At 62.6% G+C, this 15,207-nt stretch carries 20 protein-coding genes and 1 pseudogene; 7 read left to right on the top strand and 14 right to left on the bottom strand.

The features are described 5' to 3' along the window. The 3 genes and pseudogenes from BRAS3843_RS34675 to BRAS3843_RS34665 form a co-directional block, all read right to left on the bottom strand. Nucleotides 1-518 (bottom strand): annotated as a pseudogene (locus BRAS3843_RS34675) (transporter substrate-binding domain-containing protein); the annotation flags it as partial. Then, the gene (locus tag BRAS3843_RS34670; protein ID WP_035983812.1) at nucleotides 515-850 is read right to left on the bottom strand and encodes a cytochrome c; all 336 of its coding nucleotides are present in this window, start codon (nucleotides 848-850) and stop codon (nucleotides 515-517) included. The gene BRAS3843_RS34670 and the pseudogene BRAS3843_RS34675, both read right to left, overlap by 4 nt. A gap of 31 nt (nucleotides 851-881) precedes the next feature. Then, entirely contained in the window at nucleotides 882-2,546 is a 1,665-nt protein-coding gene (locus BRAS3843_RS34665) for a methanol/ethanol family PQQ-dependent dehydrogenase (RefSeq protein WP_008973912.1), read from the bottom strand. 280 nt (nucleotides 2,547-2,826) lie between these two features. Here BRAS3843_RS34665 and BRAS3843_RS34660 point away from each other — a divergent pair, with 280 nt between their 5' ends. The 3 genes from BRAS3843_RS34660 to pqqA all read left to right on the top strand — a co-directional run bounded on the left by BRAS3843_RS34660 (nucleotide 2,827) and on the right by pqqA (nucleotide 4,051). Continuing rightward, on the top strand, nucleotides 2,827-3,219 hold the full coding sequence (locus BRAS3843_RS34660) for a hypothetical protein (protein ID WP_008973911.1): 393 nt from the start codon (nucleotides 2,827-2,829) through the stop codon (nucleotides 3,217-3,219). Nucleotides 3,220-3,438: 219 nt separating this feature from the next. Continuing rightward, nucleotides 3,439-3,840, top strand: coding sequence for a calcium-binding protein (locus BRAS3843_RS34655; RefSeq protein WP_008973910.1), 402 nt, complete (start codon nucleotides 3,439-3,441; stop codon nucleotides 3,838-3,840). 130 nt (nucleotides 3,841-3,970) lie between these two features. Beyond that, a complete protein-coding gene (gene pqqA, locus BRAS3843_RS40100; RefSeq protein ID WP_083841505.1) occupies nucleotides 3,971-4,051 on the top strand; it encodes a pyrroloquinoline quinone precursor peptide PqqA in 81 nt (26 codons plus the stop codon). A gap of 100 nt (nucleotides 4,052-4,151) precedes the next feature. Here pqqA and BRAS3843_RS34650 read toward each other — a convergent pair whose 3' ends face one another. After that, nucleotides 4,152-4,460 carry an EthD family reductase gene (locus BRAS3843_RS34650; RefSeq protein ID WP_008973909.1) on the bottom strand — a complete coding sequence of 103 codons (309 nt, stop codon included), beginning with the start codon at nucleotides 4,458-4,460 and terminating at the stop codon, nucleotides 4,152-4,154. A 439-nt stretch (nucleotides 4,461-4,899) separates the two neighbouring features. On the opposite strand from BRAS3843_RS34650, the gene BRAS3843_RS34645 reads away from it, so the two are divergent. Continuing rightward, on the top strand, nucleotides 4,900-5,109 hold the full coding sequence (locus tag BRAS3843_RS34645) for a hypothetical protein (protein WP_008973907.1): 210 nt from the start codon (nucleotides 4,900-4,902) through the stop codon (nucleotides 5,107-5,109). Nucleotides 5,110-5,138: 29 nt separating this feature from the next. Here the strand turns inward: BRAS3843_RS34645 and BRAS3843_RS34640 are convergent, their stop codons facing one another. The 4 genes from BRAS3843_RS34640 to BRAS3843_RS34625 are packed head-to-tail and all read right to left on the bottom strand — an operon-like array spanning nucleotide 5,139 to nucleotide 7,955. Then, complete coding sequence (locus tag BRAS3843_RS34640) at nucleotides 5,139-5,486, bottom strand: hypothetical protein (RefSeq protein ID WP_008973906.1); 348 nt, start codon at nucleotides 5,484-5,486, stop codon at nucleotides 5,139-5,141. Between the two features lie 49 nt (nucleotides 5,487-5,535). Beyond that, nucleotides 5,536-6,246 (bottom strand): ATP-binding cassette domain-containing protein, encoded by a 711-nt coding sequence (locus tag BRAS3843_RS34635; RefSeq protein ID WP_008973905.1) that lies wholly within the window; start codon nucleotides 6,244-6,246, stop codon nucleotides 5,536-5,538. Then, nucleotides 6,236-6,973, bottom strand: a complete 738-nt coding sequence (locus BRAS3843_RS34630) for an ABC transporter permease subunit (protein WP_008973904.1) — start codon at nucleotides 6,971-6,973, stop codon at nucleotides 6,236-6,238. The genes BRAS3843_RS34635 and BRAS3843_RS34630 overlap by 11 nt, the downstream gene beginning before the upstream one ends. 1 nt (nucleotide 6,974) lies before the next feature. Next, nucleotides 6,975-7,955: an ABC transporter substrate-binding protein gene (locus BRAS3843_RS34625; protein WP_008973903.1), complete on the bottom strand. Its 981-nt coding sequence runs from the start codon at nucleotides 7,953-7,955 to the stop codon at nucleotides 6,975-6,977. Between the two features lie 142 nt (nucleotides 7,956-8,097). On the opposite strand from BRAS3843_RS34625, the gene BRAS3843_RS34620 reads away from it, so the two are divergent. Next, nucleotides 8,098-8,400, top strand: a complete 303-nt coding sequence (locus BRAS3843_RS34620; RefSeq protein ID WP_085967068.1) for a hypothetical protein — start codon at nucleotides 8,098-8,100, stop codon at nucleotides 8,398-8,400. 17 nt (nucleotides 8,401-8,417) lie between these two features. On the opposite strand, the gene BRAS3843_RS34615 is transcribed toward BRAS3843_RS34620, so the two are convergent. Continuing rightward, nucleotides 8,418-9,251 carry a quinoprotein dehydrogenase-associated SoxYZ-like carrier gene (locus tag BRAS3843_RS34615; RefSeq protein WP_008973901.1) on the bottom strand — a complete coding sequence of 278 codons (834 nt, stop codon included), beginning with the start codon at nucleotides 9,249-9,251 and terminating at the stop codon, nucleotides 8,418-8,420. A gap of 55 nt (nucleotides 9,252-9,306) precedes the next feature. After that, nucleotides 9,307-10,230, bottom strand: coding sequence for a quinoprotein relay system zinc metallohydrolase 2 (locus BRAS3843_RS34610; protein ID WP_035983808.1), 924 nt, complete (start codon nucleotides 10,228-10,230; stop codon nucleotides 9,307-9,309). Nucleotides 10,231-10,399: 169 nt separating this feature from the next. Between BRAS3843_RS34610 and BRAS3843_RS34605 the strand changes: the two genes are divergently transcribed. Together BRAS3843_RS34605 and BRAS3843_RS34600 are read left to right on the top strand one after the other, a co-directional pair. After that, nucleotides 10,400-11,281: a substrate-binding domain-containing protein gene (locus BRAS3843_RS34605; RefSeq protein ID WP_008973899.1), complete on the top strand. Its 882-nt coding sequence runs from the start codon at nucleotides 10,400-10,402 to the stop codon at nucleotides 11,279-11,281. Continuing rightward, a complete protein-coding gene (locus BRAS3843_RS34600; protein ID WP_008973898.1) occupies nucleotides 11,278-11,835 on the top strand; it encodes a PQQ-dependent catabolism-associated CXXCW motif protein in 558 nt (185 codons plus the stop codon). The genes BRAS3843_RS34605 and BRAS3843_RS34600 overlap by 4 nt, the downstream gene beginning before the upstream one ends. Nucleotides 11,836-11,936: 101 nt before the next feature. Here BRAS3843_RS34600 and BRAS3843_RS34595 read toward each other — a convergent pair whose 3' ends face one another. The 4 genes from BRAS3843_RS34595 to BRAS3843_RS34580 are packed head-to-tail and all read right to left on the bottom strand — an operon-like array spanning nucleotide 11,937 to nucleotide 15,197. Then, entirely contained in the window at nucleotides 11,937-12,551 is a 615-nt protein-coding gene (locus BRAS3843_RS34595) for a hypothetical protein (RefSeq protein ID WP_008973897.1), read from the bottom strand. Next, nucleotides 12,548-13,393, bottom strand: coding sequence for an ABC transporter permease (locus BRAS3843_RS34590; protein WP_008973896.1), 846 nt, complete (start codon nucleotides 13,391-13,393; stop codon nucleotides 12,548-12,550). The genes BRAS3843_RS34595 and BRAS3843_RS34590 overlap by 4 nt, the downstream gene beginning before the upstream one ends. Beyond that, nucleotides 13,390-14,208 (bottom strand): ABC transporter ATP-binding protein, encoded by an 819-nt coding sequence (locus tag BRAS3843_RS34585; protein WP_008973895.1) that lies wholly within the window; start codon nucleotides 14,206-14,208, stop codon nucleotides 13,390-13,392. The genes BRAS3843_RS34590 and BRAS3843_RS34585 overlap by 4 nt, the downstream gene beginning before the upstream one ends. Further along, on the bottom strand, nucleotides 14,205-15,197 hold the full coding sequence (locus tag BRAS3843_RS34580) for a YVTN family beta-propeller repeat protein (protein WP_008973894.1): 993 nt from the start codon (nucleotides 15,195-15,197) through the stop codon (nucleotides 14,205-14,207). Before BRAS3843_RS34580 ends, BRAS3843_RS34585 begins: the two co-directional genes overlap by 4 nt. Nucleotides 15,198-15,207: the final 10 nt, after the last annotated feature.

Below are 15,207 nucleotides of genomic sequence, written 5' to 3'. Positions count from 1 at the left end.
ATCGCGATGCGCAGGCCAGCGAGATCGCCGATCCCGGCAATCGGCCGCTGCTTCTCATCGGGACCCAGCACCACGGTGAGGGACGAGAACATGTAGGGCTTGCTCGGCCTGAGCACGCCGAGTGCCACCCGTCGCCGTCGATCTTCCCGGGTAGCGCCATCGAAGTCGGGCAGCTTCGCGGTCTTCACACCGGGCGCGACCAACGCGTCCTGCGTCAAGGCGTAACTGCCGACCAGCCCGCAACGGCCATCGGACAACAACGCATTGGCTTCGAGCGCGGGGCTCGAGTCCTCGTCAAGCTTGCTCTCGAACCACTGGATCTCCAACGGACGGCCCAAGCGATCGGCGACAGCCTGCGCCAGCGCGACATCGAAGCCGCTTCCGGGCTTGCCGCGGTGATGAACCGAGAGCGGGGGCAGATCCTCGTCCAGGCATACGCGTAACGCCGGGTCAGCCGCATGCGCCGCCGTCGTCGCAAGGACCAGGGCGGCCGCATAAGCCGCGCGCCATGGCTTCATTGCGCCCTCCGGCTCGACACGTAGGCCCAGAGTGCTGCGATATCGTCGTCGCTGAGAATATCGCCCCACGGCGGCATACGGCCATTCTTGCCCTGCTTCACCGTCGTGACGAAGCGTGGCTCATCATCCGGAAATCGGCGCAGGTCAGGTGTGATGGTGCCCGCATTGACCATGTTGGGGCCATGGCAGTGCGAACATTTCTGGGCAAAGGTCATCTTGCCCTGGTCGATCTTGGCGTGCGCGTCGCCGCCATCCTGTTGCTGGGCGATCGCGGCCGTCGATAGCGAGGCCACGAGTACCGCGACGGCGGCGCATTGCGCCGCCGCCCACATGAACGCATTCGTCTTCACGAGCATTCCACGCTTAGTTCTTGACCGCAAAGACCCAGAGCGAGCCACCCGCCGGGACATTGGCCAGGCGCTCGTCGCCGGAGAACAGCGAGTAGACGCCGCCGTAGCCCGAGGTCACAGCGACGTACTGCACGCCGTCCTGCTGCCACGTCACCGGCTGGCCTTCGATGCCGGAACCGGTCTGGAACTGCCACAGCTTCTTGCCGCTGTCGGCGTCGAAGGCTTCGAACTCGCCGGTCAGCTGGCCGGAGAAGACGACGCCGCCGGCGGTCGACAACACGCCGGAGAAGCGCGGAATATCGCTCGGCTGCTCCCACTTGGTCTTGCCGGTCAGGGGATCGATTGCCTTGAGTTGGCCACGCGGACCATTGCCCCATTCCCAGAGGTCGGTCAGGTCCATGCCGAGATACCATTCGCCGGCCTTGTAGGTCGCGGGCTCCGTCTTGTAGTGGCCGCCGAACACCAGCGTGTTGGCGTAAGCCAATCCGGTCTGCGGGTTGAACGACATCGGCTCCCAGTTCTTGCCGCCAAGAATCGACGGAAAGACCACGACCTTCTTGCCCTCGCGCGCATCCCGCGTGACATCGGTCTCGATCGGCTTTCCGGTTGTCATGTCGATGCCGGAGGCCCAGTTGACCTTCACGTAAGGATTGGCCGCCAGCAGCTTGCCGTTGGTGCGATCGAGCACATAGAAGAAGCCGTTGCGGTTGGCGTCCATCAGCACCTTGGTGGGCTTGCCTTCGACATTGATGTCAGCGAGCACCATCTCGGCGACCGAGTCGTAGTCGAACGGGTTGTTCGGCGAGAACTGATAGTGCCACTTGATCTTGCCGGTCTTCGGGTCGAGCGCCAGCACCGAGCAGGTGTAGAGGTTGTCGCCGGGACGCACGGCCGCGTTGAACGGGCCGGGATTGCCGATGCCCCAATAGACGGTGTTCAGCTCAGGATCGTAGGAGCCGGTGATCCAGGTCGAGCCGCCGCCGAGCTTCCAGGTGTCGCCCTTCCAGGTGTCGCCGCCGGGCTCGTCCGGCGAGGGCACAGTATGGGTGCGCCACAAATGCTTACCCGTCGCGGGGTCCCAGCCGTCGATGAAGCCGCGGGTGCCGAATTCCGCACCCGAAATACCGGTCAGCACGACGCCGTCGGCAACCAGCGGCGCCACCGTCATCGAATAGCCTTCCTTGATATCGGCCGCCTTCTGCCGCCATAGCTCCTTGCCGGTCTTGGCGTCGAGCGCGATCACATTGGCATCGAGCGTCGTGCGGAAGACCTTGCCGTCGAACAGGGCCGCGCCACGATTGATGATGCCGCAGCAGACGATTCGCGGAGTCTCGGTCGGATATTCGATCTTGCTTTTCCAGATCTGCTTGCCGGTCTTGGCATCGATCGCCATCGTCGCGTTGTGCGTCGTGACGTAGATGACGCCCTGATACACCAGCGGCTGCGACTCCTCGCTGCGGTCGTCGGCGAAGCTGTAATTCCAGACCGGGACGAGATTCTTGGCGCTGTCCTTGTTGATCTGCGTGAGCGGGCTGAACCGTTGCAGGTTGTAGCCCATCCCGTAGTTGAGAACGTTTGAGGTATCTGTCGCACCCTTGACCAACTGATCGGCGGTCTGTGCGTTTGCGCCAAACGATGCACACATCGCGAGGCCAGCGGCCAGCGCAATCCGTTTCATTCATTTCCTCCCGAGCTTTTTTCTGCGCGCCTATTCTGACGCTGCATGGGCAACACTCTGCCCGAAACCAAAAACGCGTCAACACGAAAACGCGTGCCGCAAATTCGCGGTCGGCAGCGATGTTCTGATTCGCTTCTGCCTGCGGCTCTAGCTGTGCCCGCAGCTCTAACGCATTGCGTTCATGAGAGAACGTCATGGCATTGATAATACCACCAATATGCTGCAGTGCGGCATGAAGCTTGCTTTCTCAAACCTGCCGGAGAAGCAGAGGAGAAAGTGGATGAGATGGACGATCCTTTGGCTCGGTGTGGTCAGTTGCCTCGGTGGAGTTGCGAGTGCGCGTGATCTCGGCCAATGGGGCGCAGTCGATCCGGCGCTGCGCGAATGGTATCAGGCCTTGATGCAGCCCGATGTCCCGACCGCGCCATGCTGCGGCGAGGCTGACGCCTATTTCGCCGACGAGATTCATGTTCGGCAGGGCAAAACCTATGCGGTCATCACGGATGATCGGCCCGATGAGCCGCGCGGCCGACCGCACATCGACATCGGGACCGAGATCGAGATCCCGGTCAACAAAATGAAATGGGACAAAGGCAATCCCACAGGCCACGGCATCGTCTTCCTCAGCCGCAACCGGTACGTCTTCTGCTACGTGCAGCCGGGCGGTGCGTAGGGGCAGCGCACGCTGCGGGCTCAGCTTGCGAGGGCCGAGGCTTCAACGGCGGAGCCGAAGGTTTGTCGATCTGTATCGCAGCTCGCGGTTGCGAAGGCGCGCGCCCGCCGCGGCCCTTGACGGCACCTCCCTCGCGCTGACACGATCATAGCAGATGCTGCGACATGAAATCCTGCGTTCGTGACAACACCGACGCGCGGAAACTAATGGAGATGAGCTATGATGTTGCGTTACGCGCTTGCGTCGTCCGCGATCGTTTTGATGTGTGCAGGTTTGCCGGTGCAGGCGGCGCCACACAAGGCGGACCCGGTCAAGCTATTTGATACTGATAATGACGGAACCCTTGACCTTCAGGAAGCCAAGAAGGCCGCCGCGGCCGCATTCGCAAAGCTGGACATGGACCACGAGGGGACGCTCGACGCCCGCGAACTGCACGGCAGGTTGGCCCGCAAGGATCTGAAAGCGGCCGACCCCGACCATGACGGCACGCTTACCCTGGACGAGTACCTCGCCGTGGTGACGGAGCGGTTCAACGCGGCCAACACCGACAACGACGGAACCCTCGATGCCAAGGAATTGGCGACGCCAGCGGGCCGCAAGCTCTTGCAGTTGTTACGATAATGCGGCTCTCCGATTTGGACTATCAATCATCGTGAGGGTGCCAGACTTGCGTTCGCCCAAATGCGGCCCTAGCTTCAAGCCCGGCGTGAGCATCGCGCCAGCAATGACAGCGTGAACTTGGGAGCTTGAAATGGCCTGGAGAACTCCGAAAATTGTCGAAGTGCCGGTGGGCATGGAAATCAACATGTATGCCTGCGCAGCGCGCAAGTGATACCTGCAAGTAGCGTCTAAGCGGGTCTGCCAAGCCTGATCGAACCTGACCGGTTCAAGACGGCTTGGCAGATTTCGTTTGGCGATCCCGCGCTCGAGTGTCAGGCGTTCTGGTTGTCGAAGAAGTAGAGATCGACGCCGCCATCGGCGAAATTCGAAAGATCTGCGGCGGCAGCTTTGCCCTCTGCCGATCCCATCCCGGCTTTCAACGCGTCCATCGTATCGAACGTCAGCGTCGCAACGAGATGCAGGCTGCTCGAGCCCCCCGGTGCGGCAACCGCGCCGCGGCTGATGTCATAGGCCTTGAGACCCGGGATTTTCTTGGCCAGCGGGATGTGAACATCCGCATAGTGCTTGTCGAACGCTTCGGCGCTCTTGGGTGTCTTATACAGCACGAGAACCTTCGCCATCCGTTCATCCTCCCATTTGATTTTAGGTTGTAATGGTCGCTACCTTCGCAGTCCTCGCGGTGTGGATCAAGCGCCCGCGCGCTGGCCGTGGATCGCGGATCTGTGATACGTTGCGGCTGCCGACTTCAATGCAGAAATTATCGATCGGCACGAACTCAGGCCTATTCGTCGAGCCTGACCGCCAATGTTTAGCTCTTTGAGCGGTCACGCCTGATATTGGCCTGGGGCAGGGCAGGCCTGGGGGCGTCGCCGTTGCCCGCCCTGGCGGCTCCGATCTCACCAGTCTTGAGCGTCGCCGAGCCCGGAGTATCTTTGGCCTTGGTTTCTGATTTCAGGTTGCGTCCGGTCTTTGAGTCCTGATTCCGTGAGCAGTTAGAAACCCGATCGCCTCCAAATCGTATTCCAGTATAGAATATGGTTGGTTCCAAGGATTGCAGACATGAGCCCGATCGATCTCGTCATCACCATCTGCGCCGTTCTTTCGCCGACCACCTGCGAAGAGACGCACCTCGTGTTCACCGACGGCGGCTCGCTGCGCCAATGCGCAATGCAGGCACCGCCCTATATCGCGCAATGGATCGGCGAACACCCGAAATGGACCGCGGTGAAGTGGCGCTGCGAATATCCTCATAGCAATGACAAGGCGTAAGCAGCGAGCCGTGTCGGGCGCATTCGATCTCAGTTCGTGCAGTCCTTCAGATCCTTGTCGGCGATCGAGACGACCGCATCGGCCTTGATCTCGATATCGCGTACGACACACTGCTTCGACCCGGCATAGCTGACCTTGGCGTCGTAACGCCCGGGCTCGATGCCGGTGAGTCGCAGCCGCTCGTCGTGGTCCACCTCCTTGTCCTTATCGTTGAGCGTCTGGTTGGGACCCCAATTATTCTGACCCGCCGGCGACAGCTGAAACCCGGTGATGGTTGCTGTGGTCAGATTCCACAGCCGAATGCCCTTGCCCTGCGCGAGCAGGGCGCTGGGCACCGTCAAAGATAAGGCTGCAGCGACTATCAGCGTCCTTGGCATCACGTCCTCCGAGCTCTCGTTCTTGTTGGCCTGTCATGATCAGCGCACGTCACGATCCCGCAACATTCAAGCGCGCCAGATCGGCTTTGATCGCCATGATCACCTCGTCCGTTCGGGCTGCACGCGGCGTCTCGATCGGGACCGTATGGAGCAGCCGGGCCGGGCGCGAGGACAGAAAGAACAGCCGGTCGCCGAGCCGCGCCGCGTCGTCGAGGCTATGCGTGACGAGCAAGGTGATCATCGGTCGACTGCCCACGAGTGACGCGATCTCCTCGCGCAGGCGCGCGGCCAGGGCGTCGTCGAGCGACGCCAGCGGTTCGTCCAGGATCAGAAAGTCGGGCTCGACCGCGAAGGCGCGTGCGATGGCCACCCGCCGGGCAAGGCCGAGCGACAGCTCGCCCGGGTAATGCTCGCGATGCGCGCTCAATTCGAGCACGGCAAAGATGGCGTCGAGTTTCGCCGCTTCGATCTCGGGCGCCGCCAGCCGGACATTTTGTTCAACCGATCGCCAGGGCAACAGCCGCGGCTCCTGAAATACCATCGCGAGCCGGGCACCCTCGGGGCGAGAAATATGGCCTGCGAAATCATGGTCGAGCCCGGCAAGGATCCGCAGCATCGTGCTCTTGCCGCAGCCGGATGGTCCGACCACGACGCCGACTTCGCCGGAATCAAGCACGAATTCGATGGCCGCGAGCACCTCATGCCGTTTGCCGGCGGCGCTCGTGAAGCTCTTGCTGATGATATCGACCTCAAGCCGCACGAAGCCGCCACCGGGATGCGCGCCGCTCAAATGGCTGCACGAGTAAGCTCTCGATCACGAGCACGACCGCCGCAAAGCTCAAGGAATAGGCCAGCAGCAGCGGAATATCGAACAGCTGGAAGGCGACACCGATCTCGAAGCCGACGCCGTTCGGCCGCCCCAGCAGTTCTGCAACCAGCACGATCTTCCAGACCAAGGACAGGCCCGACCGCGCAGCGGCCGCGATGTAGGGCGCCAGCTGCGGCAGCAGCAGGTGGCGAAAGCTGCGCCAGCGCGAAAACACGAACAATTTCGCCATCTCATCCAGCGATGGATCGAGCGCACGGGCGCCTTCGCGCAAGGTCACGACGGCGGTCGGCAATTTGTTGATGGCAATGGCGCTGATGGCTGCGACCTCGGTCAGTCCTGCCCAGATGTAAGCGAGCACGATCACCACCAGCGCCGGCAAGTTGAGCAGCAGGATCAGCCAGGGATCGCCGAGGCGATCGGCGAGCCTGACCCGGCCCATCAGATACCCGATCGCAGAGCCCAGGGCCATTGCGAGCGTGAAGGCTAGCATGACACGGGCGAGCGTCGCGCCGAGATGCAGAAACAACGCGCCGGACCTGGCTTCTGTGATCATGACCGCGAGCACGCTCGAGGGCGGCGGCAGCTTGCCGCTACCGCCGAGTGCGGCTGCGATCCACCAAATGGCGAGCAACAGCGCAATGGATGCCAGCCGCAGCACCTCAGTCCCTCGGATCGGGATTGTAGTAGGTGCCGGGGCTGAGCTGCTCTGCGGGTCCGACCAGATCGCGCCCGCCGATCTCGGCCAAGACGCGATAGAGCACGCGGGCATCCGCTTCTTCGTCGCCGACTGTCCGCCGCGGAATACCGTCGCGGTAACGATCGCGATAGGCGTGCAGGGTCGCCGCGTCAGCCGCACCGGTGAGCGGCGCGATCGCGTCCCATTCGGCGTCGGAACTGGCGAGGATGTCCTTGGCCTTTGCGGTTACCTCCAGGAAGCGGGCCACAAGCTCCCGATGCGCCTTGGCCCAGTCCTCGTCGAAGACATAGCCGACCATCGCGACCCGGCCCTTGGCGCCGAATCGCGGCAGCAGGTCTTCGATACCGATCAGGCGGCGAAAACCCTTGGCTTCGAGCGCGGCACAGAAATTCCAGTAGTTGATGCCGGCGTCCATTTCGCCTTCGGACAATTTCGCCGCGAGCAAAGGCGGCGCGCCATAGGTGATCGTCGCCTGCGACTTCAGATCCAATCCGTCCCGCTTGGCGGCGGCCTGCAGCAACAGCCAGCTCTTGTCGAGTGGTCCGCCGGCCACCGCGAGCTTGCGGCCTTTCAAATCCGCCAGTGTCCGGATTGGCGAAGATGGGGGGATCATGATGGCGCCGAGCGCGCTCGAGTAGGGAGAGAATTGCAGCCTCGCGCCCAACGCACGCTCGCGCGACACCCAGAGCCAGTCCGAGACCATGAGGTCGGCATTGCCCGCGCGCAGCGCGATCTTGCCTGCTTCGGGGCTCGCGAGTTCGACCGCGTCGATTGCGAGGTCTGCCTGCTTGTCGAGACCGTGGGACCGGATGACAGCCAATTCCCAGGCGAACGTCCCGGTCTTTTGCACTGCAACCTTGATCGTATCGGCGGCGCAGCATGCCGAGACCGGGACGATCACGCAGATGAAAATGCCAACCAATAGACGAAGAACTTGCTTCATGAGGCCGTGAGCCGTTTCCTTGGAGATCGTCTTTTCAGATCACCACTCATAGCATAGCTTCACATAAGTGCCGCGGAGGATCATCCTGATGTCGACTATCTCACTACGACCGATTGTCGCTGTATTGACCGTCGTGATCGGGATGGTTGCGGCCGCGCGTGCCGAGGATCTCAACGATTATCCGACCTCGGCGCGGGCCGAATATGTCTTCGGCTGCATGAAGGCCAACGGCGAAACCCGCCAGTCGATCGAGCAGTGCTCCTGCTCCATCGACGTGATCGCTTCGATCCTTCCTTACGAGCGCTATGTCACCGCCGAAACCGTGCTGAGCATGTCGCAGGTGCGTAGCACGCTTGGCTCGGAGTTTCGAACCTCTGAACAGGCCGCAAATGCGCTCAACGATCTCCGCCGAGCGCAGGCCGAAGCGGAAGTCCGGTGTTTCTGACGCGTCCCGCGCCTCCCTCAGGTGCCTGAGCCGTCGACCGGCCATTCGTGCTCGAACACGTGGCCCTGGGTATCCTTGGCCTCGGCGCGGAACCGCTTGGCGCCGTTCGAGACGTAAGTGAAGCGGATGTTCGGATCTTCCGAGATCGAGATTCCGCCCTCCATCGCGAGCACGAGATTGCCATCCTCTGACAGCTGCAGCTGATCGATGAAGAAGGCCGGAATGTACAGCTGGGTCAGCTGGTCCATCTGGAGCCCGGAATTGTTGGGGTGCCCGATCATGATCTGCGCTTCGCGCATGCCGCTCGATGCGCCGTCCGCGGCCTGCGCGAACTGGCGATAGCGCATCTGGCCGATATGGGCCTTGGCTTCGTCGGGATTCTTCGCAGCCGGTGCCGAGCAGCCGCCGGACGCCTTCACATAGGTCTTGATCACATAAAGCTGGCCGTCGCTCAGTTCGGCGACCGCGTGCACGTTGGTATAGCTGTTGACACGCACCCGCGTAGAAATCGCCGTCACATTGGCGTCGGAGCCGAGCGTGAACTTCGCGGCCATCGGCGCCGGGTTCTGGTCGATCACCAAAGTGATCGTCTTGATGCGGCGGCTGTCGACCGGACCAAGCTTGCTGCGCAGGGTGACGGGAACGAGCGAGGCATCTTCCGCGCGCACCGGCATCTCGATCGCCAACACATCACTGCCGTCATTCATCGGCCGGTTGGCGAAGATGTCCTGCACCAGGCCCGGCCAGGGATCATAGCTCTGGTTGCGCGTTTCGTCGGCTTTCGCAGGTGCGAAGGCGATCGTGAGAAGAGCGCCGATCAGCGCCGCACGAAAGAGACTGAGGCCTGTCATGTCGCGTTCCTCCGGAGGTCGTGACGTGAGCTCACAATATAGCGTGGTATCGCGTTCATTCCCATTCAAGTTCCGAAAATGCCGCGGTGGCATTGCGTGCGTGATAATCGTCGAACAACGCCCAATTCGGCCGTTCCGACACGGCCGCCGTGGCGGCCTCGGCGATCGGGCTGCCGCGCGTGATCAATCCCCGAATGTCGGTGGCCAATGTGTCGAGGTAACGGCGCTCATCCGCCAGCGCCGCCGGCCATGGGCTGACCGGCCCGTGTCCAGGGACGACGCGCTGCGCCGGCAGCGCGGACAGCATTGCCATATCGCCAAGCCACCCGCGGAGGCTGCCATCGACAACCGGAATATGGCGCAGGAAAACCAGATCGCCGGCAAACAAGGTCCGGCTCTGCTCGTCATAGACAGTAAGGTCGCAGTCGCTATGTGCGGTATTCCAGGCCTTCAGCGCGATAGTCCGACCGCCGAGATCAAGAGACAGGCTGTCATCGACCAGCGTCGTGGGGGGAATGAGGCGGACGGGATCGATCAACGCCGCGCCCATGATCTGCCTGAAGGCCTCGATATAATGGGGCCCGCGCGCGGCCAAGGCGCGTGGCAGGTTCTTGGCGCCGACGAACGTCGTCCCATCTTGCGCGAAGGCGGCATTGCCGAACACATGATCGGGATGGGCGTGCGTGTTGATGACGTAGCGGACCGGCTTGTTGGTGCGGGCGCGGATCGCGGCGAGGAGCTCTTGTCCTTCGCGAACGCTGCCGCCGGTGTCGATCACGGCAACCGCTTGATCGCCGACGATGAAGCCGACATTGGCGATGTCGCCCTGGTTTTCGGTCGTCATCAGCGCAATCTGGCCGATGTGAACGTACACACCCGGCGCGATCTCGTTGACTTCGATTTTCAGCTGTTCCGCGCGAGCTCCGCTGGTCAGCGCGATGGCGAGCAGGGCGGCCAAGCAGGCGGAGAGGCGAGCCATCATCCCATTCCCGTCATTCCCTTCCCCTGCCGTGACATGTGTGCGGCGATGTTTGCGGCGCAGCAAGAGGTCACATCTTCGCGATAACAGTGGCTGTTGCGTAGCAACGTCGCTCAGCCTAGCATTTTCCAAAATATTTGGATGCGCCTCACCGGGGATGGAAACAAGAATGATCAGACGTCAAAACTATGTCCGCTTTCTGCCGGCTGTCGCGGCCATCATCACTTTGCTCGCGCCATATGCGGCGCGGGCACAAAGCAGCGATGGCACCGATCTGTCGATCGAACTGGTCGATCCCAAGGTGCTGAGGGTCTGTGCCGATCCGCGCAACATGCCGTTCTCCGACGAGAAGGGCGAGGGGTTTGAAAACAAGCTGGCGGAGCTGTTCGCGGCGAAACTGCAGAAGAAGCTCGATTATACGTTTTTTCCGCAGGCCACGGGGTTCGTGCGGATGACGCTCGGCTCGCATCGCTGCGACGTCATCATGGGATTTCCCCAAGGCGACGATCTGGTCCAGAGCACCAGTCCTTATTATCGAACCTCCTATGCCATCGTTACCCGGCAGGGCTCCGATCTGGATGACGTCGCCACGCTGGAAGACGACAAGCTGAAAGGCAAGCATATCGGGATCGTCGCAGGGACGCCGCCGGCGACCAATATGGCATTGGCCGGCCTGATGACGACAGCAAAGCCCTATCCGTTGATGATCGACACCCGCGTCGATTCCTCGGCGGAAGCCATGATCAACGATCTGAAATCCGGCAATATTGATGCCGGTGTGCTGTGGGGCCCGATGGCCGGCTATTACGCCAGGCAGGCGAGCCCGCCTTTGCATGTGACGCCGCTGGTCAACGAGACCTCGGGACCGAAACTGGTCTATCGTATTGCCATGGGCGTGCGCGCCGCGGATCAGAACTGGCGGCGGCAGCTCAACAAGCTGATCCAGGAGAGCCAGCCGGAGATCAACAAGATCCTGCTCGGGTACGGCGTACCGCTCCTGGATGAGAGCAATCATCAGATCACCGCGGAGGCGGCGACCAAGTCGCCATGAGCGGCCGGCGGCTCTACATCGTCTTGACCGTCCTGCTGCTGAGCGCCGCAGCGCATGCAGATGATCGCGTGCGCGAGCCCGAGGGCTATCGCACGGAAAGCTATCGCGCGCCGGTGCCAGCGACGCTGGCCGGCGCGCGCGTGCTCTCGACGGACGAAGCCGAAGCGATCTGGCACGCGAAATCGGGCGCCTTCATCGACGTGCTGCCGCGTCCGCCCAAGCCGAAGAGCCTGCCTGCAGGCACGGTCTGGCGCGACCAGCCGCGGCGCGACATTCCCGGCAGCATCTGGCTGCCCGATACCGGCTACGGCATTCTCGCAGCCGCAACCGAGGACTATTTGAAGCGCGGGCTCGATCGGGTGTCCGGCGGCGACCGGGCGAGGTTTCTGGTGTTCTACTGCCTGGCCGATTGCTGGATGTCGTGGAACGCGGCCAAGCGTGCGCTGTCCTATGGTTATACGAACGTTGCCTGGTATCCCGAAGGCACGGACGGCTGGGCCGCCGCTGATCTGCCGCTCGCCGACGTGCAGCCCGAGCCGCGGCCGGAGGAGTGAGTGGGCTGGGCTAGCATTCGCTGAGACGTACAGGGCACGTCTTGATTTCAGCAGGTCGGCCCAATCTCGGCCCGCTTGCGGGGAGAGCAACCTACGGCCAACTACTCCATATCCTGCTGGATCTCGCGCGCGAGCGCGAACAGGCGCTGGTCGATCGCGGTCGGCACTTCGCAGACGAATTTCATCACGCGCCGGCGGTCCTCGAAGATGCGGGTCTCCCAGGTCAGCTGATTGCTGAGGTCATCGACCTTCGCCTGATCAGGCGAGGCCGAACTCTGCAGCTCCTGCAGCGTGGTCGTATCGGCTCTGACTTTGTCGACCGCCTCGCGCTGCCTGCGCATCGTGCGCTCGAGCCCGTTCATGACCGAGGTCCGTTGCGCATTCAGCGTGTCGAACAGCCCGGCGAACAGCAGCTTGCCTTTGCGGGTCTTCTCGTCGGGCGGTCCGGTGAGGAAATCCGCGATGTCCTTCTGCGCCTCTTCCATCGGGGTGCGTCGTGCTGCCAGCTTGCTCACCAATGCGGAAACCTTGGGGTCGTCTTTCCAGCTGGTGCCGACATCGTCGAGTGACGGCCCGGTCCAGACGGCGGCGACCGAAATCTCCGGCACCTTGGCCTGCTGGCAGGGCCAGTCCGGATAGCGCGGGTCGGCAGCGACCGCCGCTCCCGTCGAAGCGAGCGATGCAAACGCCACTGCAATCAGAAACCGCCGGCTCATGTTTCGCCTCCTGGTGCGCGCCGGACGAAGCCGCGCGACGGATCGTAGGCAAGGATCGCCCCGATCATGAAAGCGGCCGTGCAGCCGGCGACCACGGCGAGCGAGATCCAGTTTATCTTGCCGTAGAGCGCAAAGCGGATGAGTTCGACCGCGTGCGTGAACGGATTGGCCTCGCAAACATAGGCGAGCCACGGGCTGCCTTCCTCGACTCGCCAGAGCGGATAGAGCGCGGAGGATGCAAAGAACATCGGAAAGATGACGAAGTTCATCACGCCGGCGAAGTTCTCGAGTTGCTTGATGCCCGAGGAGATCAGCATGCCCAGGGCGCCGAGCATCAGGCCGGACAGGATCAGCGCCGGCAGCACGGTCAAGTAACCGATCGGCGGCGGCGTAATGTCCCAGAACCAGGCGATCACCAGGAACGCATAGACCTGCAGCACCGAGACCGCGGTGCCCGCAAGCAGCTTGCAGAACAGAAGGTACCAGCGCGGCAGCGGGCTCACCAGCAGCGTGCGCATGTTGCCCATCTCGCGATCATACACCATCGACAGCGAAGACTGCATGCCGTTGAACAGCTGGATCATCGCCATCAGGCCGGGCGCGATATAGACCTCGTAGAGGATGTAGGTCTCGTAGGGCGGGATGATGGAAATGCCGAGCACCTGCCGGAAACCGGCGGCAAAAATGAACAGCCAGACCAGCGGCCGCACCAATGCCGAGACGAAGCGCTCGCGCTGATGCAGGAAGCGCAGGCCCTCGCGCCAGACGATCCCGGTCAGGCACGTGATGTATTCGCCGACCGAGAAGCCGCTCCGCGACGGATTGAAGGTGGTGGTGCTCATGGTTCCGGACTCCGTGCCGGGCTCGCCTGCGTGGTCAGACGCGCAAACGCGGCGTTGAGGTCCGAGGCGCCGGATTCGGAGACGACGCGCTGCACGGGGCCATGCGCGAGCACGCGTCCCTGATGCAGCACGACGAGATCATCGCTCGGCGCAATCTCGTCGAACAGATGGGTGGCCCAGAGCACGCCAATGCCTTGGTCTGCGACCAGCTGCCGGACATGGTCGACGATGTCGGACCGTGCCTTGACGTCGAGGCCGACGGTCGGCTCATCGAGCAGCAGGAGTCGTGGCCGGTGCAATAGTGCCCGGGCAATCTCGAGTCGCCGCATCTGCCCGCCTGATAGATCGCGCGCCTTGTTGCCGGCCCGATCGGACAGCCCGATCCGGGCCAACAGCTCGTCAGCACGCACGCGTGCATCACGGCGCGAGATGCCGTGCAGGGCGGCGTGATAGAGCAGGTTCTGCATCAGCGACAGATCGAGATCGAGCGTGCGCGGCTGGAACACGACCCCGAGCAGCCGTAAGGCCTCGCTCGGTGCCTTGCCGATGTCATGACCGAAGATGCTGATGTGTCCGCTTTGAACGGCGAACAGCCGCGTGATCAGCGAGAACAGCGTGCTCTTGCCGGCGCCGTTGAGCCCCAGAAGTGCCGTGAAGCTTGCGGGCTGCACATCGAAGCTGACATCGTTCAGCGCCTTGCGCGCCCCGTATGAATGGTTGACGCCGGCGATCGAGAGCGCAGGAACAGTGCCTTGCGCGGGCTGCTCCCCAGCATTGGATCTTTGGTCAAGGGCTGAAGCGTCGCGCGTCATCATGGCTGTGCAATCGTGATGCCCCAGGGCAATTCGCCGACCTGGATGGTCTTGATCACCTTCTGCGCGGCGACGTCGATGACGGAAACGTCGTTGGAGACGCCATTGGTCACCATGAGATATTTTTCGTCCGGCGTGAACGCCAAGTGCCAGACGCGCTGACCGACCAGCAGGTATTTCTTGACCTCATGGCTGGTGGCGTCGACGACCGCGACGCGGTTGGCCGGGCCGAGCGCGACAAAGCCGGTCTTGCCATCCTTGGTGATGCTGATCCCGACTGGCTGGATCGCCTCGCTGCGCAGGCCGGGAATGGCGAATTTGATCTTGCCGGTCACCTCGCGTTTGGCCGGATCGATGATCGAGACCGTCCCGCCGATCTCGGCGGAGACCCAGAGTTCAGACCCATCCTGCTTGAACTCGGCGAAGCGCGGCCGTGCATCCACCAGCACGTTGGCGACGATCTGGCGCGTTCCGGTGTCGATGAAATGCGCCATGTTGGTGGTCTCGGACGTACAGATCAGGAACTTGCCGTCAGGGCTGACGGTCATGCCCTCGGGCTCGACCCCGACCTGGACGTCGCCGATGCGCGCGCGCTTCTGCAGGTCGATCACGGTGACTGTGTTGTCGTTCTCATTGGCGACGTAAAGCGTCTTGCCGGCGGCGTCCTGGGTGAACAGCTCGGGATCCGGACCGGAGGGCAGGGTGTCCGTCACCTCCTGCGTCTTGGTATCGATCAGTTGGATCGTGTCGTCGTCGCCGACCGCGACCATGACGAACTTGCCGTCGCGGGTGAACTCGATGCCGCGCGGCCGCTGCCCGACCTTGATGGTCTTGGTGACGGTCCAGCTGTCGGTGTCGATCACGGAGACCGTATTGCCCTTCTCGTTGGAGATATAGGCGACGAAAGCGGACACGGGCGCGGTTGGCGCGAGCCACAGCGCCCCAGCCAGTGAGGTCGAGATGCATGTTGCAACGAACTTGTTGGCCGACATCTTCGGAATA

This window comes from Bradyrhizobium sp. STM 3843 (genome assembly GCF_000239815.1).
Taxonomy (GTDB): Bacteria; Pseudomonadota; Alphaproteobacteria; order Rhizobiales; family Xanthobacteraceae; genus Bradyrhizobium.
The sequence above is the reverse complement of the archived record's forward strand: the minus strand, read 5'-3'. Positions and strand labels throughout refer to the sequence as shown.

Bases quoted from the DNA above. Each gene is read 5' to 3' on its own strand.
- BRAS3843_RS34615 (WP_008973901.1), bottom strand. From the start codon at position 9,251: ATGACAGGCCTCAGTCTCTTTCGTGCGGCGCTGATCGGCGCTCTTCTC.
- BRAS3843_RS34655 (WP_008973910.1), top strand. From the start codon at position 3,439: ATGATGTTGCGTTACGCGCTTGCGTCGTCCGCGATCGTTTTGATGTGT.
- BRAS3843_RS34670 (WP_035983812.1), bottom strand. From the start codon at position 850: ATGTGGGCGGCGGCGCAATGCGCCGCCGTCGCGGTACTCGTGGCCTCG.
- BRAS3843_RS34620 (WP_085967068.1), top strand. From the start codon at position 8,098: ATGGTTGCGGCCGCGCGTGCCGAGGATCTCAACGATTATCCGACCTCG.
- BRAS3843_RS34600 (WP_008973898.1), top strand. From the start codon at position 11,278: ATGAGCGGCCGGCGGCTCTACATCGTCTTGACCGTCCTGCTGCTGAGC.
- BRAS3843_RS34595 (WP_008973897.1), bottom strand. From the start codon at position 12,551: ATGAGCCGGCGGTTTCTGATTGCAGTGGCGTTTGCATCGCTCGCTTCG.
- BRAS3843_RS34610 (WP_035983808.1), bottom strand. From the start codon at position 10,230: ATGGCTCGCCTCTCCGCCTGCTTGGCCGCCCTGCTCGCCATCGCGCTG.
- BRAS3843_RS34580 (WP_008973894.1), bottom strand. From the start codon at position 15,197: ATGTCGGCCAACAAGTTCGTTGCAACATGCATCTCGACCTCACTGGCT.
- BRAS3843_RS34640 (WP_008973906.1), bottom strand. From the start codon at position 5,486: ATGCCAAGGACGCTGATAGTCGCTGCAGCCTTATCTTTGACGGTGCCC.
- BRAS3843_RS34645 (WP_008973907.1), top strand. From the start codon at position 4,900: ATGAGCCCGATCGATCTCGTCATCACCATCTGCGCCGTTCTTTCGCCG.
- BRAS3843_RS34585 (WP_008973895.1), bottom strand. From the start codon at position 14,208: ATGATGACGCGCGACGCTTCAGCCCTTGACCAAAGATCCAATGCTGGG.
- pqqA (WP_083841505.1), top strand. From the start codon at position 3,971: ATGGCCTGGAGAACTCCGAAAATTGTCGAAGTGCCGGTGGGCATGGAA.
- BRAS3843_RS34605 (WP_008973899.1), top strand. From the start codon at position 10,400: ATGATCAGACGTCAAAACTATGTCCGCTTTCTGCCGGCTGTCGCGGCC.
- BRAS3843_RS34590 (WP_008973896.1), bottom strand. From the start codon at position 13,393: ATGAGCACCACCACCTTCAATCCGTCGCGGAGCGGCTTCTCGGTCGGC.
- BRAS3843_RS34625 (WP_008973903.1), bottom strand. From the start codon at position 7,955: ATGAAGCAAGTTCTTCGTCTATTGGTTGGCATTTTCATCTGCGTGATC.
- BRAS3843_RS34660 (WP_008973911.1), top strand. From the start codon at position 2,827: ATGAGATGGACGATCCTTTGGCTCGGTGTGGTCAGTTGCCTCGGTGGA.
- BRAS3843_RS34650 (WP_008973909.1), bottom strand. From the start codon at position 4,460: ATGGCGAAGGTTCTCGTGCTGTATAAGACACCCAAGAGCGCCGAAGCG.
- BRAS3843_RS34665 (WP_008973912.1), bottom strand. From the start codon at position 2,546: ATGAAACGGATTGCGCTGGCCGCTGGCCTCGCGATGTGTGCATCGTTT.